The following is a 19014-nucleotide window of genomic DNA, read 5'->3' as shown; positions in this document are numbered from 1 at the left end:
GGGCGTTGCCAGCCGCCCCGGTGAGTCCCTCCGCGCTGGCCCGTCGCCAGACGGGCCGGCGCGCCGCCTAGCCGCCTCCTGACGTCCTGGAAGCTGTCAGCCCCTACCCGGGGGCACAAGCCCACCCACGGTCCTCGGAGGCGGCTTCTGCGTACCCGGGATCGACCCGCCGACGCGAGAGCGCCCCCAGCCAACCGGCTGGGGGCGCTCTCGCGTGTGAAGAGGGGTCAGGACTGGTAGCCCGCCGAGCGGTACTCGTACTCCCGGTCGTCGTCGCGGTCCCCGTGGTCGCGGCTGAAGTCCCAGCCGCCGGCCGCCTCGCGACCGGGCCGACCACCCACCGCGAAACCGCCGATCTCCTGCCCGCGACGCCAGCCACGGAAGTAGCCTGTCGTGTTCTCCGCGAGGCTTGCCGCATCACGCACTATCCGCAATGGGCGCTCCTCGCGTATCGGGGAACCCGGCACCAGGTTGGCCTGCGGCACGCGCTTCGGCAGCCCGGCGTTGGTCTCGGCGCCCACCGCCGGGCGCGCCGCCTGCTCGGCGGCCTGCCAGCCGGTGTCGGCCGTGGTCGACCAGTCCAGGTCGGACTCCTCGGGCTGCCCGACGAACCAGGCGGACTTGGCCTGCGCGAAGATCAGCAGATCGCCGTCGCCCTCGTCGGCGACCGGCGGTGGCCGGTGCTCCATCGGCGGCGGCCGGTGCTCCACCGGGGGCGGTGGCCGGTGCTCGGCGCGCTCGGTGCGGGCGGCAGCCCGACCGTTACGAGCGGCCTGCTCGCGGTCGACCAGGCGCAGCGGGGGCGTCTCCAGGTGCTGGTCCGGGGGAGGGTTGAGCCCCTCGCGCAGCGCCCGGTCGGCCAGCGGCGGCGGCTCCACGAGCCGCAGCATCGGTGGCTCCGGTGGCAGGTCGTCCGCCAACCAGGGCGGGGTGACCCGACCGTCGGCCCGGCCTGGATCGGTCGGGGCGTCGACACCGCGGCTGCCGTACGAGTAGGCCACCGGGTTGTTCGGTGAGCTGTCGGACGGGTCCTCCGGGTTGTTGACCAGCGGCCAGTTGGCACGGGAGCCGGGTGGTGCGGACTCCTGCCCGGGTCGGGGGGTCGGCACCGGAATGCTGAGATCGGTGGCGCTGAAGCCGCCGGTGGGTGGCTCGTCGACCGGGCGTTGCTGGTGGCTCGGCCGGGGCTCACCGTTGGTCTTGGGGCGGGGCGGAATGACCGTACGCTGCCGTTCGGCCCGCGCGTTGTTGATCGCGGCGGTGGTCAGCGTCGGCCGGAACGGCTCGCCGGCCTCGGCCGGGGGCACCATGCCGCGCTGGGCCGGCGCGATCGGGGTGATCCCGGGCGGCGGAGGCGGCGGCGCGGAGACCGGCCGGTTGGTCGGGCCGTCGATCCGGCTGGGGAGCGGCTCGCTGCGGGTGGGCAGCGTGGACGCCGGCGGACCAGCCATCGCCGCCGGAGTCATCGGCGCGGGTGCGACCGGCGGTGGCGTGACCGGCGCCGGTGCGACCGGCGGTGGCCCGAGCGGGCGGGGCGACGCCAGCGGCGCGTTACCCGGGACCGGCTCGGGACGGCTGCGCCGCCCGATGGCGGGTGCCGGCTCGGCGCCCGCCGGGGTGGGTCGGACCGACCGCAGCCCGGTGTTGGTGCCGGCGAGGCCGGCCAAACCGGCGTTGGTGCCGGCCAGGCCAGCGTTGGTGCCGGCCAGACCGGTCAGCTCGCCGACGGACTCGCCGCGGCGGGCAGCGGCCCGGCGGCCCGGCGCCTGGACCGGCGTGCTGACCCGTGAGCTGAGCGCGCTGACCAGCGCCTCACACCCGGCGTCGCAGGCCCGTACGGAGGCGACGGCCTGGCGGACCGTCTCGGCCACCGCGGACGTGAGCGCCCGGTTGACCGCAGCGCGTCGGGGAGTCTCGGAGATGGCGACCCGCAGGGCGGTGACCGCTTCGTTGATCTCCTCGGCGTCGGCGACCCCGTCGGCGGCGAGGTGCGCGGCGATGGCATCCGCCGCTACCGACACCTCGCGGCCCCTGGCCACGGTGCCGCCGAGCATGCCCGGCTCGGGCAGCGCGTCCAGCACCGCCAGAGAGACCGGCTCGGCCGGGTCCGGGTAGGCGCGCAGGGCCGCCGGGTAGAGCTCCCGCAGAACCTCGCGCAGCGCCACGGCGGCGGAGTGTCGACCGCTGGCAAGCGCGGCGTGCGCGGAGAGCACCTGCTTGTAGCCGGCGAGGTCCCGAGGCGCCGGCAGGGTGACGGCAGAGAGCGCCCCCGCCTGCAACGCGCGGGCCAGGCCGACCGCCCGTCGTTCGGCCGGAGGCGACTGCATCTCCTCAAGGGAGTCGTCGTCGGCGAACCGCTCGGCGAAGTCGTCCACCGAGTCGTCGTCGGCGATCGCCAGGGGTCGCCCCGCCGCGCTCAGCAGCGAGGTGACCGTGTGGTCGTCGCTGTCGGCGGCGATGGCCGCACCGCTCGGCCCGCCCGACCGCTCCACGAGCAGCGCGACGAGCTGGGCGTAGCCAGCGGCGTCATCGCTGATCTCGCAGACATGCAGCAGACGGCCTGCGTCGTCGACCACAGCGGACGTCAGCGTCGAACCGGCGGAGGCCGGTCGGTCAGCCGGATCCGCCGAGGCCAGACCGCAGTAAACGCGCACGAGCGCCACGGCGTCGTCCTCCTCCCGGGACAGGTCTTTCCTCTGCCAGCAACTGATGCTCCCCGGTACGGGTCAGTCGCGCCAGTCCACCACCGCAGAGATCTTGCCGACAATGGTGCGCCAACCCAAACTTGCGGTCTGCGCCCCGATCTTCTTCAGCCGTCGCCGACCCATGAACGCGCCGATCCCGCCGTTGGCGGTGGCACGCAGCGCCTCGTCCAGGTCGTCGAGGCTGGAGCCGGCCGAGAGCATGTCGAGCACCGCAGGCAGCCGCAATGCGTACGAGAGGTCACGCGCGGCCTCGCCGGCCTCGATCAGCAGGGTCGAATCCCACGTGTCGTGCCCGCCGCGCAGGTTCTCCACGACCAGGTCGAGCTCGTAGGTGTCCTCGTCGAGCGGAGCGATATCTGCCGGCTCCACCCGTTCGGACAATTCATTCCAGCTGTCCAGTTGGGACAGATCGTTGGGCGCACCGGAACGGATGAAACTGACAAGCGACTCGGGGGTCTTGAACAGCAGCAGCTTGCCGCGGTTGCTGAGGAAGACCGGCACCTCCTCGTCGTCCGCCTCGTCCGTGACGGCCTCGTCCGACTCGTCTTCGGTGTCGGCGGTGGCGGCGCCGTCACCGCGGCGGCGCTTCGACTCGTCGTCCTCGTCCTCGGCGGCGAACTCCTCGGCCAGTTCCTCGTCGAGGATGACGACGGTCTCGTCGTCCTCTTCCTCCTCGACCGCCTGGCGGCGGGCGAGGAACGGGTCGTCCTGGTCGCGCTCGGTCACGTCGGTCGGGGTCAGCGCGCTGGCTGGCCGGTACGCCCGGAGCGTGAAGCCGGTGCCGGCGGGCAGCGCGATCTCCACTGGGTCGATGCGCAGCTCGTCCCAGAGCGAGCGGTCGATCGACGCCGACGGGCGGTCGGTCTCCTCGGTCTCATCTGGCTCGGCCGTGCCGGTGGTGTCGTCGAGCTCGGGCTCGTCGGCGTCGGGCCGTTGGGGCGACTGGCGGGCCACGCTGACCTCCGTGTGCTTCGGGTTGCCCACCCACCGGGGTCTCTGACCGGCGAGTGACTCTGGGCACATACCCTAGTCGGCGGCCCTGGGTGACCGATGCCCGCACCCCGGTGGCCGGTTGGCGCACGGGTCCGACCTGCTGGTGGTCTCCGCTGGCGAAGCGGCCGTCCGACAAGTAGCGTAGCTACGCATGAAGGCCCAGGCGTTGCACGGCCATCTCGACGCTCTGCTGCTCGCCGTTCTCGAACAGGGCGCGCTGCACGGCTACGCGATCATCGAGGCGCTGCGTGCCCGCAGCGACGGCAATCTGGACCTACCCACCGGCACCATCTATCCGGCGCTCCGTCGCCTGGAACGCGCCGGCCACGTGGCGAGCACCTGGAGCACGGTCAGCGGCCGGGAACGGCGGACGTACCAGCTCACCGACTCCGGCCGGCGGGCGCTGGCCGGGGAGCGCGCCGGTTGGCGCGAGTTCCAACTGACCGTCGGCCGGTTCCTCGACCCCGGCAGCCCGCCCACGCCGGCCTGACCCCCTCGGGCCGGGCCGCCGATCAGCGGGCGGTGGCCCGCAACCAGCCGCGCGCCGCGCGGGTCAGCGAGAAGTATCCGCCGCCCACCAACACCGCCCCGATGATCATCGGGGGCCAGTGCAGCGCCGCGTCCCAGAGGTTGAGGGACCAGGTGAAGAGGGCGCAGCCGGTCAGCATGGCGAGAGCCAGCAGGCCGGTCAGGCCGGCGCCCACCGCGCGTTGCGCCAGGGCCAGGCCCGGCCGGGGGGCCCGTGCGCTCGCCCAGACCACCAGCAGACCGGCCACCGAGAGCAGCAGCGTGCTCATCCAGATCCAGTCGACCGAGTTGGAGAGCAGCAGGTAGCCGGCGGGCGGGCGGGGGCCGTTGCTCCAGCTCGCCCCACGCCAGGTCAGATCGCCGGCGGCCACCCCCACCCCGGCGACAGCGAGCATCCGCAGGGAGAGCCCACGCAGGGCGGCCACCGCCAGCTCGGCCTGCCAGGAGGGGAGCAGCTGCGCCGGCGAGCCGAACTCGGCCACCGCCCGGCGCTGCGCCTCGGTGGGCGGCACCCCGCTCTCGCGGTACGCCTCGACGGCGTCCAGCAGCCCGTGCCGGGCCTCGGTCAGCAGCTCGGACTTGAGTCGCGCCGGCCCCTGCAACCGAGCGCCCAGATCCCGCAGGTGCTCGTCGACCAACACATCCTCAGCGCGCGCCATGGCACCACACTGCCACGGACTCCGACGGGTCGACGTCCGGGAGAACCCTGGTCGGCCCCCGAGGCCGGTCAGGGGGCGAGCGCCAGGTAACCCCGTTCGGCAGCGGCCTGGAGCAGCCACTGGTCCCGGTACCAGCCCGGGGCGGCGACCAGCTCGGCGTGCCGACCGCGCTGGATCACCCTGCCGCCGTCCAGAACCACTATCTCGTCCAGCTCGGCCAGCCCGCTGAGCCGGTGGGTGATCAACAGCACCGAGTGCCCGGTGGGGGTGGCGGCGAGAGCGGACGCGAGCACCGCGTCCGCGGCGGTCGGGTCCAGACCTTCGGTGGGCTCGTCGAGCACCAGCACCGGCGGCGCGGCCAGCAGGGCTCGGGCGAGCGCCAGCCGCTGCCGCTGCCCGCCGGAGAGCTGCCCGCCCTCCTCGCCGACGAGCGTGTCCCAGCCCGCCGGCTGGGCGTGCACCCAGTCCAGGAGGCCGGCGGCGGCGGTGGCCCCGGTCAGCTCCTCCTCGTCTGCTCCGGCACGCCCGAGCAGCAGGTTCTCCCGCACCGTGGCGTGGAAGACGTACGCCTCGGCCAGCAGCCCGCCGACGGCACGGGGCAACGCCTCCTCGGCGTACGCCGAGAGGTCGTGACCGTCCAGGGTGACCCGGCCGGTCGCGGGCCGGACGGTGCCGGTGAGCACGGCGGCCAGGGTGCTCTTGCCGGCGCCACTCGGGCCGACGACCGCGATCCGGCGTCCCGCCGGCAGGTCCAGGCTGACGCCGTCCAGGGCGGGGGCCGCGCCGGCCCGGTATCGCACCGTCACGTCGATGAAGCGCAGCTCGTGCGGGCCGGTCAGGTCCGTCGGGCCGTTCGCGGGCGGCGGGGTCGGCGGGGTCGGCGGGGCCGTGTCCAGCAGGTCGGCCACCCGGGTCAGGCCGGGCCGCAGCTGCGTCCACTGCCGGGCCGCCGTGACCAGCGCCAGCGTCACCTCGACGGCGGCCAGCGCGCCGACGGCCAGGACGCCCACCAGCACCCCCGACACGTCGGCGGCGAGCGCGACAAGCACCACCGCCGCGGCGGTCACACCGGCGGTCAGCACCCCGGCCGCGTCCACCGCGAACCCGGTGGCGGCCAGCCGACGTTCCAGCCGGGCCAGCCGGTGAGCGCGCTGCTCGGCGGCGCGCAGCGTGACATCTGTCGCCCCGAAGGCGGCCAGGTCGGCCGCGCCGTGGGTGAGGTCGATCGCGTCGGTGGCCAGCGCGCCCCGCAGGGGGGCCACCTCGGCCGCGCTGCGGCGGGTGACAGCGGTGGCCAGTGCGGGCAGCGCCACCCCGGCAACCAGCAGCCCGACGGCGAGCGCGCCGGCGGCCGGTGGCGAGATCAGCGCCGCCACGGCGACCGCCAGCACACCCACCAGAGCCGCCGCCGAACCGGGGACCAGCACCCGCAGCAACAGGTCCTGGACGGCCTCCACGTCGGAGACCAGGCGGCTCAGCACGTCCCCCGAGCGGTGCGCCGAACCACGGCGGGCCGCCAGGGTGGCGAAGACCCGGGCCCGCACGTCGGTGATCATGCGGAGCACCGCGTCGTGCCCGGCGAGCCGTTCGGTGTAGCGGAACACGCCCCGGCTGATCGCCAGCGCCCGGACCGCGACGATCGCCACTGTGAGGCGGTCCAGCGGAGGCTGACCGGCGGCGCTCATCAGCAGCCAGGTGGCCGTGGCCATCAGGGCGAGCCCGGCGAACTCGGTGGCGGCTGCCAACAACCCGGCTCCGACCAGGCGGCCCAGGTACGGCCGGGCCAGGCGCAGCACGGCCCGCTCGGCGGCGGCCCGCCCGACCGGTGCCGCGTCGGCCACCGCCGCCGGCCCGTGTTCCCTGTTCATCGGGTGGTCTTCCCGGTCGGTTCGGGCGTCAGCTCGGTGACCCGACCGTCCTCGATGCGCAGGATCCGGTCGGCGTCGGCGAGTAGCGCCGGTCGGTGCGCGACCAGCAGCGCGGTCCGTCCGGCGACCAGGCGACGGGTGGCGTCGAGCACCACCGCCTCGGCTGCCGTGTCGAGTCGGGCGGTGGGTTCGTCGAGCAGCACCACCGGGGCGGCCCGCAGGAACGCCCGAGCCAGGGCCACCCGCTGCCGCTGCCCGCTGGACAGCCCGTGGCCGCGTTCGCCGAGCAGGGTGTCCAGGCCGTCGGGCAGGCCGGCCACCACATCGTCCAGGGCGGCGTCGTGCACCGCGGCGGTGAGTGCGCCAGCCGTGGTGTCCGGTGCGCCGAGGCGGATGTTGTCGGCCAGCGAGGCGGCGAAGAGGTGCGCCCGCTGCGGCACCCAGGCGAGCTGCCGACGCCAGGCGTCCGGGTCGGCGGTGGCGAGGTCGACCCCGCCCACGGTGATCCGGCCGTCGGTCGGCGTCACGAAGCCGAGCAGCAGGCCGAGCAGGGTGCTCTTGCCGGCGCCACTGGGCCCGATGATGGCGATCCGCTCGCCGGGCCGGATGGTCAGGTTCACATCGCGCAGCGCGGTGGTCCGTTCGTACGCCACCGTCACCCCCTCGAACCGGATCTCGCCCCGCGCGTCCGGCGTGGACGCGCCCTCGGCGGCCCGGGGTGGAGCGGGCGCGGCGGAGACTGTCAGTGCCTCGTCCAGCGCGGCCAGCCCCTCCATGCTGGCGTGGAAGCGGCTGCCGGCGGCCCGCAGCGGCAGGTACGCCTCCGGGGTCAGCAGCAGCACCAGCAGTGCGGTCTGCAGCGCCAGCCCGCCGCCGAGCAACCGGATGCCGACCGGCACCGCGACCAGCGCCACCGAGAGGGTGGCGACCAACTCCAGCACCAGCGCGGAGAGGAACGCGATCCGCAGCGTCTTCATGGTGGCGACGCGGTGACCGTCGGCCATCCGGCGCACCACGTCGGTCTGTGCCCGGGCACGCCCGAACGCGCGCAGGGTGGGCAGCCCGGCCACCATGTCCAGGAAGTGCCCGCCGAGCAGCGCGAGCCGCCGCCACTGCCGTTCCGTGGCGGCCTGCGCCTGCCAGCCGAGCAGCGCTCCGAAGACCGGGATCAGCGGCAGGGTCAGCGCGATGATCACCGCCGAGCTCCAGTCGGCGAAGACGACCCGGGCCAGCACCGCCAGGGGCACCGTCACGCTGAGCACCAGCTGCGGCAGGTACCCGGTGAAGTACGCGTCCAGCGCGTCCAACCCACGGCCGGCCAGGGTGGCGATCTCACCGGCCCGTTGCCCGGCCACCCAGCCGGGCCCGTGCCGGCCCACAGCGCCGAGCAGGTCGGCCCGCAGTGTGGCCTTGACCGTGGCGGCGACCCGGGCCGAGACCGTGCCCTGCGCCCAGACCACTGCCGAGCGGGCGGCGACCGTGACCACGAAGCCGGCCAGCGCCGGCCTGTCCAGTCGGCCGTCGATCGCGGTGGCCAGCAGTGAGGCGAGCGCGGTGGCCTGCGCCACGATCAACCCGGCGGCCAGCACCCCCAGGAGCGCGAGCACGGCAAGATCGCCCCGGGCCGCAGGGACCCGGCGCAGCAGACGCGGGTCGAATGGACGGCGGCTCACCAGTACACCGGTGCCCTACCGTCGGTCCGTCCTCGGAAAACCCACCAGCACATCGCCTGGAAGCCTAGTAGGGCCGGAAGTAGCGGCAGCGCCACCCAGCCCAGCAGCCGCAGGGTCGGCGCGCTGGCGGCGGCGTCGGCCACCCGCAGCGAGGCGTCCGGGTCGGTCGTGGACACCAGAACGTAGGGCCAGAGAGCGGCTCCGACCAGCACCACCGGCAGCGCCAGGGCCGCGCCGGTGGCGACCAGAGCCCACCCCGGTCGCCCCCGCGTCAGCGCCGCGCGGGCCGCCAGCAGCGCCGCCACGAGCAGCACCGGCAGGAGTACGGCCAATGCCGGCCGCTGCACGGCGTCGCGTACCCGGGCGGAGAGCAGGCCCACGACGGTGGCCAGGGCGACAGCGGTGAGCGCCACCGGCACCAGCCGGCGGGCCGTACGGCCGACCACGGCTGCGGCCTCGGCCGACAGGCGCAGGGCGAGGAAGGTCGCCCCGTGCACCGCGACCACTGTGACCATGGCCAGCCCGGCGGAGGCCGCGAACGGGGTGGCCAGGTGCGTCACCCCGGCGACGTGCCCGTCGGCCTGGAGCGGCACGCCCTGCAACAGCGCGGCGAGCAGCGCACCCCAGCCCAGCGCGGCGAGGGCGCTGCCGATCACCACGACGCGGTCCCAGCGGGCGCGGACCCGCTCGTCGCTCGGCCGGCTGCGGAGCTGCACCCCGACGGTGACCAGGATGACGCCGACCAGGGCGCCGACGACGACCGGATAGCAGCCGGCGAGCAACTCGCCCTCCAGGAGGGGGAACGCGCCGAAAAGGATGCCCATGGCGGCCACCAACCAGACCTCGTTGCCGAGGAAGAACGGGCCGAGGGCGGTGAGCGCCTCCCGCCGCCCGGCCGGACCGACGCCCCGGGCGAGCAGCAGCCCGACGCCGTAGTCGTAGCCGGCGAGCACCAGGTAGCTGGCAAAGAAGAGGCCGAGCAGGGCATACCAGGCGAGGTCCACTGTCTACTCCTCAGAGGAGGGCGGGTTCGGGGTGGGCCGGCTCGCTGGGCGGCGCCGGCGGGCGGCCGAGCGCCGGGTCGGCCGCGCCGCGCCTGGCGTGCCGGGCGAGCAGCACCCAGTTGGTGACGGCGAGGGCGCCCAGCAGCAGGCTGAACCCGATCAGCGAGGCGAGCATCAGTGGCGCGCTGACCGGGGAGACGGCCTGCTCGGTGGGGAGCAGCCCGTACGCCACCCAGGGTTGACGGCCGACCTCCCGGGAGATCCAGCCGAGGATCACCGCGACGAACGGCAGCGGCAGGGCGAGCAGGATCAGCCAGAGCGGGAAACGCAGTCGGATGATCCAGTCCCGGAAGAGCAGGGGCAACAGGAGCCAGACGCAGCCGAGGGTGAAACCGATCAGGATCATGAAGCCCAACCCGACGCTGGCCAGCACCGGCGGGGTGTAGTCGCCGGGGCCGAACCGCGTGGTCCACTCGGCGATCAGTGCCTGGCTCTCCGGGCCGTCGCCGCCGAACTTGGTCGGCTGCACCGCGCCTACCGGGCCGAACTGGGCGAAACCGAAGCCCTGCACCATCGAGATGGCCAGTGCCGCGGTGACCAGGCCGATCCGCAGCGAGGTGCGGAAGAGCGCGAAGTCCGGTGTACGCCGGATCAGGTGCCCGGCGCTGACCGCCGCCATCAGCATCCCGCCGACCAGCAGCGCCGCCGAGACCACGTGCCCGAAGGCCATGCCGAGGCTGGGGTTGGTGAGCAGCGCGCCGAAGTCGGTGAGGTGGGCGATCCCGTCGCGGACCTCGTACCCGACCGGGTTCTGGAGCCACGAGTTGGCCACCATGATCCAGAACGCCGAGGCGTACGCGGTGATTGCCACGCCCCAGAGCAACGCGAGGTGGACGCCCTTGCCGAGCCGGTGCCAGCCGAAGATCCACATCCCGAGGAACGTGGACTCCAGGAAGAACGCCACAAGCGTCTCGATGGCCAGGGGCGCCCCGAAGACGTTGCCGACGTAGCGCGACAGACCACTCCAGTTCAGCCCGAACTGGAACTCCATCACGATCCCGGTGGCGATGCCCAGCACGTAGTTGATCACGTAGAGCTGACCCCAGTAGCGCGTCAGTCGCTCCCACTTCGGGTTGCCGGTGAGCACCCAGGCGGTCTGCATGCCGACCAGCAGGGTGGCCAGCCCGAGCGTGACGACCACGAACAAGAAGTGGATCGAGGTGGTCGTGGCGAACTGCAGGCGGGCGAGGAGCAGGGTGTCCATGACAGCCCTCCAAAGCGTTGGCTCCCTTGTCGTAGCCACCCTACACGTAGCTTCGCTACATGTCTGCCTACTACGCCCTGTCGTAGATAACTCTACTACGAGACGTAGTACTGGAGGAGGATCGAGTGCGATCTTGCGCGGGAACGCGAGGGGTGCGAGAGGGCGCTGCCGCGTGGCTCAGCTCAGCGGTGCCTGGGCGTCAGCTCAGGAAGAGGGTGACCGGGAGGGCGACAAGGGTGGCGGCGACCGCGAGCGCGGTGGCACCGAGCACCCGGGGCGGCCGGTCGCTGACCAGTAGGCGTTGCACCCGTACGTCGAGATCCCGGTCGCCCATGCCCAGCGCGCCGGCCGGGGTGATCCGGTGCCCGGCGGCGGCGAACCGGCGCAGTGCCCCCGCCAGCGGGGCCTCGGCGTGCAGCTCGCGGGCCTTGTCGTCGGCGCGCATCTCGACCAGCAGGGCGACCCGCTCGTGTGCGTCGCGCACCCAGCCGAACCACGGCAGCGCCCGGCACAGCGCGGTGAACGGCAGCAGCACCAGGTCGTGCCGCTCGTGGGCGTGCGCGCGCTCGTGGCTGAGCACCGCGGCCAGCTCGGCCCGGTCCAACAGGCTCAGGGTGCCGGCGCTGACCACCACCTGCGGCTTCACGCCTGGCAGGCAGTACGCGGCGGCGCTCGGATGATCCAGCACCAGCGCGCCCGGCGCAGCCGGGTCGTTCCGGGCGACCAGGGAGAGCAGGTCCCGGTGGCGACGCTGGGCGCGTACGGTGCCGTGGATGCTGCGCACTGTCGTCGTGACCAGCACCGCCCCGATGCCGAAGCCCACGCCGACGCCGGCCAGGTGGAACGTGCCCACCCCGATCGGCAGGGCGCCGTGGGCGAGGTCGTTGGCCAGGGCGAGCAGTGCGCCACCGGTCGACCTGTCGTACGCGCTCAACCCGAGTGCCATCGGCAGGCCCATCGCCGAGAGGCCCAGCGCCAACCCGACGGCCTGCCAGCAGACGATCGCCACCCGGGGGCTGCGCCACGTCCAGGTGGAGCGGGCCAACACCTGGGCGGTCAGATAGCAGGCCAGCATCGTGGCGGCGAAGTGCACGGCGTAGGCCATGGCGTGCGCCCTACCGCTCCGCTGCCTCGCCGGCGGGTCGTCGGCCCGCCGGCCCGTCCACCCGGTCGGTCAGGGCGTCGGCGCCGCCCGCGTCGCCCGGCCCCGTCAGGCCGGCCTCGCTGCCCAGGGCCGCCCGCAGCACCTCGGCCTCGGTGCCGGTCACCGAGCGTGCGAAGCGCACCAGCGCGGCGTCCCGGCTGCCACCGAGGTCGAGGGCGTCGAGCATGAGTTGAGCGATGTGCGCCTCGCGGCTGGCGGCCGGCCGGTACCGCCAGGCCCGGCCCTCCCGCTCCCGTTGCACCATGCCCTTGCCGGCGAGCCGGTCCAGCACGGTCATCACAGTGGTGTACGCCAGCTCGCGGCCATCGAGCGCGTCGGCCACCTCGCGCACGGTCACTCCGTCCGACGTGCCGGGAACCACGTCCCACAGCACGTCCATCACCGCACGCTCAAGATCGCCCAACCGAGTCACGAACCAATCCTACCCCCGGTAGTAGACCCCCCACCCACCCACCAGGTCGATCATGAGGTTGACCGACCCCGAAGAGATCGATCCCCCCGCCAACCCCATGATCACCGCACCCGAGGCAGGCGCAGAGCAACCCAACCCGAGGCAGAACCCCTGAGCTGACCCACCCGACGAACCCGGCCCACGTCAGGTTTTCCGGGGGAGCCCGACCACGCAGGGATCAAGCCTGACCGCCCGGAGTGGGCGGGCTCCCCCGGAAAACCCAAAGGCCGGGAACGAAGTCACACCCCCTTGGGATGCCACACTGTCTTCGTCTCCAGCAGCGCGGTCATCGGCGCCACCCCCGGGTCGGCCGTCCAGTCGTGGTCGGCCGGGGCCGGTCGGAGCACCCGCTTGAGGTTTTCCGCCGCCTTGACCTCCAGGTCGGTGGCGAGCCCGGCGTCGGTGACGCCGGTCAGGTCGATCGCGTTGACGTCCATGTGCGCCGCCAACGTCGGCGCGGTCTCGGTGATCGCGCCGGTGAGGATGTTGACCACACCGCCGGGCAGGTCGGAGGTGGCCAGCACCTCGGCCAGCGTCACCGCCGCCAGGGGCTCGCTCGGGGAGGCGGCCACCACCACCGTGTTGCCGGTGACGATCGCCGGGGCGATCACGCTGACCAGGCCGAGCAGCGCCGGGCGTTCCGGGGCGACCACAGCGACCACGCCGGTCGGCTCGGGCGCGGAGATGTTGAAGTACGGGCCGGCGACCGGGTTGGCGCCGCCGTACACCTGGGCGAGCTTGTCGGCCCAGCCGGCGTACCAGACCCAGCGGTCGACAGCGGCGTCCACCTCGTCGCCGGGGATGCCCAGGGCGACGAACTGCTCGCGGCGGCCCTCCAGCATCTCGGCGGCCCGGTAGAGGATCTGACCCCTGTTGTACGCGGTCGCGCCGGCCCAGCCCTTGACGGCGGCGCGGGCGGCGACCACCGCGTCCCGGGCGTCCTTGCGGGAGGCCAGTGACACATTCGAGGACTGCACGAGATACGACCGTCCCGACTCGCTGCGCGGGAACTTCCCGCCGATGAAGAGCTTGTACGTCTTGCGTACCGCGACCCGCTCAGACATTGAGGTAGCCCTCCAGCCCGTGCCGGCCGCCCTCGCGACCGTAGCCCGACTCCTTGTACCCACCGAACGGCGAGGTGGGGTCGAACTTGTTGAAGGTGTTGGCCCAGACGACGCCGGCGCGCAGCCGGTCGGCCATCCACAGGATCCGGGAGCCCTTGTCGGTCCAGATCCCGGCCGACAGCCCGTACGGCGTGTTGTTGGCCTTCTCCACGGCCTCGGCCGGTGTGCGGAAGGTGAGCACCGACAGCACCGGCCCGAAGATCTCCTCGCGGGCGATGCGGTGTGCCTGGGTGACGCCCGTGAAGATGGTCGGCGCGAACCAGAAGCCCCGGTCGGGCAGGTCGCACGGCGGTGACCAGCGCTCGGCGCCCTCGGCCGAGCCGGCGTCGGACAGTTCGCGGATCCGCTCCAGCTGGGCGGCCGAGTTGATCGCGCCGACGTCGGTGTTCTTGTCCAGCGGGTCGCCGACGCGGAGCTGGGCCATCCGCCGCTTCAGCGACTCCAGAACCCGGTCGGCCACGTTCTCCTGGACCAGCAGGCGGGAGCCGGCGCAGCAGACGTGCCCCTGGTTGAAGAAGATGCCGTTGACGATGCCCTCGACCGCCTGGTCGACGGGTGCGTCGTCGAAGACGATGTTGGCGGCCTTGCCGCCCAGTTCCAGGGTGAGCTTCTTGCGGGTGCCGGCGATCGACCGGGCGATGGCCCGGCCCACGTCGGTGGAGCCGGTGAAGGCGACCTTGTCCACGCCCGGGTGCTCGACCAGCGCGCGGCCAGTGTCGCCGGCGCCGGTGAGGATGTTGACCACGCCGGCCGGCAGTTCGGCCTGCTGGCAGATCTCCGCGAAGAGCAACGCGGTCAGCGGGGTGGTCTCGGCCGGCTTCAGCACCACCGTGTTACCCGCGGCGAGCGCCGGGGCGATCTTCCAGGCCAGCATGAGCAGCGGGAAGTTCCACGGGATGACCTGCGCGGCCACACCGATGGGGCGCGGGTTGGCACCGAAACCGGCGTGCTCCAGCTTGTCTGCCCAGCCCGCGTAGTAGAAGAAGTGCGCAGCGACCAGCGGCAGGTCGACGTCGCGGCTCTCCCGGATCGGCTTGCCGTTGTCAAGCGATTCCAGGACGGCCAGCTCGCGGGAGCGCTCCTGGATCAGCCGGGCGATCCGGTACAGGTACTTCGCCCGGTCCCGGCCGGGCATCGGACCCCAGACCTTGTCGTACGCCTTGCGGGCGGCCCGCACCGCGCGTTCCACGTCCTGGGCGCCGGCCTCGGCGACCTCGGCCAGCACCTCCTCGGAGGCGGGGTTGATCGACTTGAAGCTGCCACCGTCGGCAGGGTCGACGAACGCGCCGTCGATGAACAGCCCGTACGAGGGTTTGAGGTCCACCACCGAGCGGGACTCGGGGGCGGGGGCGTATTCGAACATCGGCTATCAGTCCAGGGTGAAGTAGTCGGGACCGGAGTAGGTGCCGGTCGTCAGCTTGGTGCGTTGCATCAGCAGGTCGTTGAGCAGGCTGGACGCGCCGAAGCGGAACCAGTCCGGGTCGAGCCAGTCCGGGCCGACGGTCTCGTTGACCATCACCAGGTACTTGATCGCGTCCTTGGTGGTCTTGATGCCACCGGCGGGCTTCACGCCCACCTGCCGCCCGGTCGCCTCGCGGAAGTCACGGACCGCTTCCAGCATCACCAGGGTCACCGGCATCGTCGCCGCGACCGGGACCTTGCCGGTGGAGGTCTTGATGAAGTCGCCGCCGGCCAGCATGGCCAGCCAGGAGGCCCGCCGGACGTTGTCGTAGGTGGCCAGCTCGCCGGTCTCCAGGATCACCTTGAGGTGGGCATCCCCGGAGGCTTCCTTGGTGGCCACGATCTCGTCGTAGACCTCCTTGTATCGCCCGGCCAGGAACGCCCCCCGGTTGATCACCATGTCGATCTCGTCGGCACCGGCCGCGACGGCGGCCCGGGTGTCGGCCAGCTTGATCTCCAACGGCGCCTGACCCGACGGGAACGCGGTCGCCACGCTGGCCAGGTGAACGTCACTCCCGCGCAGCACCTCGGCCACGTGGGGGACCATCGCCGGGTAGACGCAGACCGCGCCGACGTGCGGGCAGGACGGGTCGGCCGGGTCCGGGCGTAGCGCCTTCGCGGCGAGCGCGCGCACCTTGCCCGGGGTGTCCGCCCCTTCCAGGGTGGTCAGGTCGACCATCCGGATCGCCAGGTCGATCGCCTGGGCCTTGGCGGTGGTCTTGATGGATCGGGTGCCGAGCTGTGCCGCCCGCTGCTCCGCGCCGACCTGGTCCACGCCGGGAAGCCCGTGCAGGAAGGTCCGCAGAGCGGTCTCGGATCGTCCCAGCTCGGAGAGCTCCGACCGGGCCGACGTCGTTGTCGCCGTCATGCCGAGAAGTCTACGCACCGGACCGTCGAGTGATCTTGCTCACGAGCGCTCCGTGACGCTCCGACGTGAGCGGCGTCCCTGGTCCGACCGCACCCGCACCGCCGCGCGCTACGGACCGGTAGGTTGAGCGATCGTGGATGTACACGTCATTGACCACCCGCTGGCCCAGTCCAGGTTGACTGCCATGCGGGACGCGCGCACCGATTCCTCGACGTTCCGGGCGGCGCTGCACGAACTGACCACCATGCTGGTGTACGAGGCGGCGCGCACCTTCCCCGTCGAGCGGTACCCGGTGCAGACGCCAGTCACCGGCACCGAGGGCACCCGGCTGGCCAACCCGCCGCTGCTGGTCCCGGTGCTGCGGGCCGGCCTGGGCATGGCGGACGCCGCGTTGAGCCTGCTGCCCGAGTCGTCGATGGGGTTCGTGGGCCTGGCCCGCGACGAGGTGACCTACGAGCCGCGCGCGTACATGGAGTCGCTGCCGCGCGACCTGGCCGGGCTGCCGGTGCTGGTGCTGGACCCGATGCTGGCCACCGGTGGTTCGCTGGAGCACTCCTGTCGGCTGCTGGCCGACCGGGGCTGCACCGACATCACAGTGCTCTGTGTGCTCGCCTCCCCGGTCGGCATCGAGCGGCTGGAACGCTCCGGCCTGCCGTTGCGCCTGGTCACGGCCTCGATCGACGAGGGGCTCAACGACCGCATGTTCATCGTCCCCGGGCTCGGCGACGCCGGTGACCGCCAGTTCGGTGGCATGCCCCGGTTCTGAGGTGACACCCCGGTCGGTGCCGGGTCCGGCGGGTCCGCGCGCGCTCGTGCGTGGACCCGCTACCGTTCTCGGCCATGACTGGTGTTGCGCTCGCCGAGGAGTTGCTGCTCCTCGCCTACGACGACACGACCGGCAAGGCGACGATGCCGCGGATCAGCCTGGACCTGGGCATGGCCGCCGCAGTGCTTGTCGAGTTGGCCCTGGCCGGCCGGATCGCGTACGCCGACGGATCCCTGGCGGTGATCGACCCGACGCCGACCGGCGAACCGTTCAGTGACGACGTCCTCAGCCGGATCGCCGCCGACACTCCGCACACCCCGGCGTCCTGGGTGCAGCGCCTGCGGCACGGCCTGCGCGACCGGATCCTCGCCGACCTGTGCCGGCAGGGCGTCGTCCAGGACGTCGACGAGACCGAGTTGGGCTTCATCCACGTGCACCGTTACCCGGTCATGGACTCCTCGGTCGAGGCGGAGACCCGACAGCGGCTGGCCGAGGCGCTGACCGGCGCGGCAGCCCCGGACGAGCGGACCGCCGCGCTGGCCACCCTGGTCGTGGTGCTCCGGATGGAGTCCGCGCTCGGGGTGAGCGGCGAGGCCGCCGCCGACGCCCGCCGCCGGTTGACGGAGATTGCCACCGGCGCGGGGTTCTCCGGCGAGGTGAGCACCGACGACTCGGTGGTCCGTCCGTCGGTCGGCCTGGTCGTCGCCGCCCTCGCCACGGCCGTCGACCAGGCCCTCGGCCCGCGCCGCTGACCGCTCAGATGCCGAGGGCGGCGCTGACCTCGGCGCGGAGCGCGGCGACTGCCGACGCCGCCCTGCTGCGGGCCGTCTGGACGTCGCCGTCCACCACCGGTTCCACTACCTCGAGGTACGCCTTGAGCTTCGGCTCGGTCCCGGACGGGCGGATCACCACCCGGGCCACAGCGGTCCGCAGGATCACCACGTCCGACTCGGGCAGCAGGTCCCGGACGCTGTCCACCGGCTGTCCGAGCAGGGTGGCCGGGGTGGCCGCCCGGATCCGCGCCATCGCGTCGGCGATGACCCGCAGGTCGTCCACCCGGGCGGAGAGCTGGTCGGTGTGGTGCACGCCGAACTCGGCGGCCAGCTCGTCCAGCCGGTCGGTCAACGTACGACCCTGCGTCTTCAGGCCGGCGGCCAACTCGGCCACGGTCAGCGCGGCGGTGATGCCGTCCTTGTCCCGGACGTGTTCCGGGGCGACGCAGTAGCCGAGCGCCTCCTCGTAGCCGAAGACCAGCGGAGCGCTCCCGCCGCCGGCCCGCACGATCCACTTGAAGCCGGTCAGCGTCTCGTCGTAGGGCAGGCCCCGGGCCGCGCACATCGCCCGCAGCAGTGACGACGACACGATAGTGGTGGCGTAGAGCCCGGTCACCCCCCGGCGCATCAGGTGGTCGGCGAGCAGGACACCCACCTCGTCGCCGCGCAGCATCCGCCAGCCGTGTCTGTCTTCGCTCGCGACTGCGGGGCTCGCAAGCTCACTCCTCGCACTCGCTGGCCGCACGCCGTCGCGGACGACCACCGCGCAACGGTCGGCGTCCGGGTCGTTGGCGATGGCGAGGTCCGCCCCGGTGGAGTCGGCCAGGGCGATCAGCCGGTCCACCGCACCCGGCTCCTCCGGGTTGGGGAACGACACGGTGGGGAACGCCGGGTCCGGCTCGGCCTGGTCGGGCACCACACCCGGGGTCGGGAAACCGGCGCTGGCGAAGGCGGCGGTGAGCACCGCCGCGCCCACCCCGTGCAGCGGGGTGTACGCCACCGTCAGGTCCCGTGGCCCGTCCGGGTCGATCACCGCTGTGGCCCGTTCGACGTACGAGGCGACCAGGTCGTCGCCGAGCACCTGCCCGGGCTCGCCCAGCGGCACCTGGGTCAGCGGCCCGACCGATCGGATGGCCGCCTCGATACCGGCGTCGGCGGGTGGCACGATCTGCGCGCCGGCGCCCAACTCGCCACCCAACTCGGCGCCGAGGTAGACCTTGTAGCCGTTGTCCTGCGGCGGGTTGTGGCTGGCCGTGACCATCACTCCGGCGACGCCGCCGAGGTGCCGCACGGCGTACGCCAGCACCGGGGTGGGCAGCGGGCTGGGCAGCAGCAGCGCCGGGCGGCCAGCCCCGGTGGCCACCTGGGCGGTGCGCTCGGCGAACTGTCGGGAGCCGTGCCGGGCGTCGTACCCGATCACCAGCGGGCCGGTGCCACCCTGGGCCGCGAGCCAGGTGACCAGGCCGGCAGCGGCCTGGGTGACCACGGCGAGGTTCATGCCGTTCGGGCCGGCGCGCAGTGGGCCGCGTAGGCCCGCCGTGCCGAAGGTCAGCGGGCCGGCGAACCGGTCGGCCAGCTCCGGCCCGCTCGCCGGCAGCCCGTCGAGCACCGCCGTCAGCTCGTCCCGGCTGACCGGGTCGGGGTCGTCGGCCAACCAGCGCCGGGCTTGCTCGCGAATGTCGTCGATGTCAGAGGTGTCCGCCGCCATGCCT

At 73.3% G+C, this 19014-nt stretch carries 16 protein-coding genes; 3 read left to right on the top strand and 13 right to left on the bottom strand.

The features are described from left to right. Positions 1-227 precede the first annotated feature (227 nt). A complete protein-coding gene (locus IW248_RS21310) occupies positions 228-2687 on the bottom strand; it encodes a transposase (protein ID WP_196930299.1) in 2460 nt (819 codons plus the stop codon). 39 nt (positions 2688-2726) lie between these two features. After that, the gene (locus IW248_RS21305) at positions 2727-3689 is read right to left on the bottom strand and encodes a SatS C-terminal domain-containing protein (RefSeq protein ID WP_196928400.1); all 963 of its coding nucleotides are present in this window, start codon (positions 3687-3689) and stop codon (positions 2727-2729) included. Positions 3690-3849: 160 nt separating this feature from the next. Here IW248_RS21305 and IW248_RS21300 point away from each other — a divergent pair, with 160 nt between their 5' ends. Then, positions 3850-4188: a PadR family transcriptional regulator gene (locus IW248_RS21300; RefSeq protein ID WP_112680778.1), complete on the top strand. Its 339-nt coding sequence runs from the start codon at positions 3850-3852 to the stop codon at positions 4186-4188. 22 nt (positions 4189-4210) lie between these two features. Here IW248_RS21300 and IW248_RS21295 read toward each other — a convergent pair whose 3' ends face one another. From IW248_RS21295 to deoC, 10 genes are all read right to left on the bottom strand, one after another. Continuing rightward, positions 4211-4885, bottom strand: coding sequence for a permease prefix domain 1-containing protein (locus IW248_RS21295; RefSeq protein ID WP_124815225.1), 675 nt, complete (start codon positions 4883-4885; stop codon positions 4211-4213). Between the two features lie 68 nt (positions 4886-4953). Further along, complete coding sequence (cydC, locus tag IW248_RS21290) at positions 4954-6753, bottom strand: thiol reductant ABC exporter subunit CydC (RefSeq protein ID WP_196928399.1); 1800 nt, start codon at positions 6751-6753, stop codon at positions 4954-4956. After that, a complete protein-coding gene (gene cydD / locus IW248_RS21285; protein ID WP_196928398.1) occupies positions 6750-8426 on the bottom strand; it encodes a thiol reductant ABC exporter subunit CydD in 1677 nt (558 codons plus the stop codon). Before cydD ends, cydC begins: the two co-directional genes overlap by 4 nt. Beyond that, positions 8423-9430, bottom strand: a complete 1008-nt coding sequence (locus tag IW248_RS21280) for a cytochrome d ubiquinol oxidase subunit II (RefSeq protein WP_196928397.1) — start codon at positions 9428-9430, stop codon at positions 8423-8425. Before IW248_RS21280 ends, cydD begins: the two co-directional genes overlap by 4 nt. 10 nt (positions 9431-9440) lie before the next feature. Further along, the gene (locus IW248_RS21275; RefSeq protein ID WP_196928396.1) at positions 9441-10694 is read right to left on the bottom strand and encodes a cytochrome ubiquinol oxidase subunit I; all 1254 of its coding nucleotides are present in this window, start codon (positions 10692-10694) and stop codon (positions 9441-9443) included. A gap of 199 nt (positions 10695-10893) precedes the next feature. Further along, positions 10894-11799, bottom strand: coding sequence for a M56 family metallopeptidase (locus tag IW248_RS21270; protein WP_196928395.1), 906 nt, complete (start codon positions 11797-11799; stop codon positions 10894-10896). 10 nt (positions 11800-11809) lie between these two features. Further along, positions 11810-12271 carry a BlaI/MecI/CopY family transcriptional regulator gene (locus IW248_RS21265; protein ID WP_196928394.1) on the bottom strand — a complete coding sequence of 154 codons (462 nt, stop codon included), beginning with the start codon at positions 12269-12271 and terminating at the stop codon, positions 11810-11812. 278 nt (positions 12272-12549) lie between these two features. Beyond that, positions 12550-13374, bottom strand: coding sequence for an aldehyde dehydrogenase family protein (locus tag IW248_RS21260; protein WP_196928393.1), 825 nt, complete (start codon positions 13372-13374; stop codon positions 12550-12552). Next, positions 13367-14797 carry an aldehyde dehydrogenase family protein gene (locus tag IW248_RS21255; protein WP_196928392.1) on the bottom strand — a complete coding sequence of 477 codons (1431 nt, stop codon included), beginning with the start codon at positions 14795-14797 and terminating at the stop codon, positions 13367-13369. The genes IW248_RS21260 and IW248_RS21255 overlap by 8 nt, the downstream gene beginning before the upstream one ends. Before the next feature lie 6 nt (positions 14798-14803). Further along, a complete protein-coding gene (gene deoC / locus IW248_RS21250; RefSeq protein WP_124822627.1) occupies positions 14804-15763 on the bottom strand; it encodes a deoxyribose-phosphate aldolase in 960 nt (319 codons plus the stop codon). 133 nt (positions 15764-15896) lie between these two features. Here deoC and upp point away from each other — a divergent pair, with 133 nt between their 5' ends. After that, a complete protein-coding gene (upp, locus tag IW248_RS21245) occupies positions 15897-16529 on the top strand; it encodes a uracil phosphoribosyltransferase (RefSeq protein WP_196928391.1) in 633 nt (210 codons plus the stop codon). 74 nt (positions 16530-16603) lie between these two features. Next, positions 16604-17281: a GOLPH3/VPS74 family protein gene (locus IW248_RS21240; RefSeq protein ID WP_196928390.1), complete on the top strand. Its 678-nt coding sequence runs from the start codon at positions 16604-16606 to the stop codon at positions 17279-17281. Positions 17282-17285: 4 nt separating this feature from the next. Here the strand turns inward: IW248_RS21240 and IW248_RS21235 are convergent, their stop codons facing one another. Continuing rightward, a complete protein-coding gene (locus IW248_RS21235) occupies positions 17286-19010 on the bottom strand; it encodes a phospho-sugar mutase (protein ID WP_196928389.1) in 1725 nt (574 codons plus the stop codon). Positions 19011-19014: the final 4 nt, after the last annotated feature.

Source organism: Micromonospora ureilytica, from assembly GCF_015751765.1.
GTDB classification, from domain to species: domain Bacteria; phylum Actinomycetota; class Actinomycetes; order Mycobacteriales; family Micromonosporaceae; genus Micromonospora; species Micromonospora ureilytica.
This window is presented reverse-complemented; position numbering and strand designations above follow the sequence as displayed.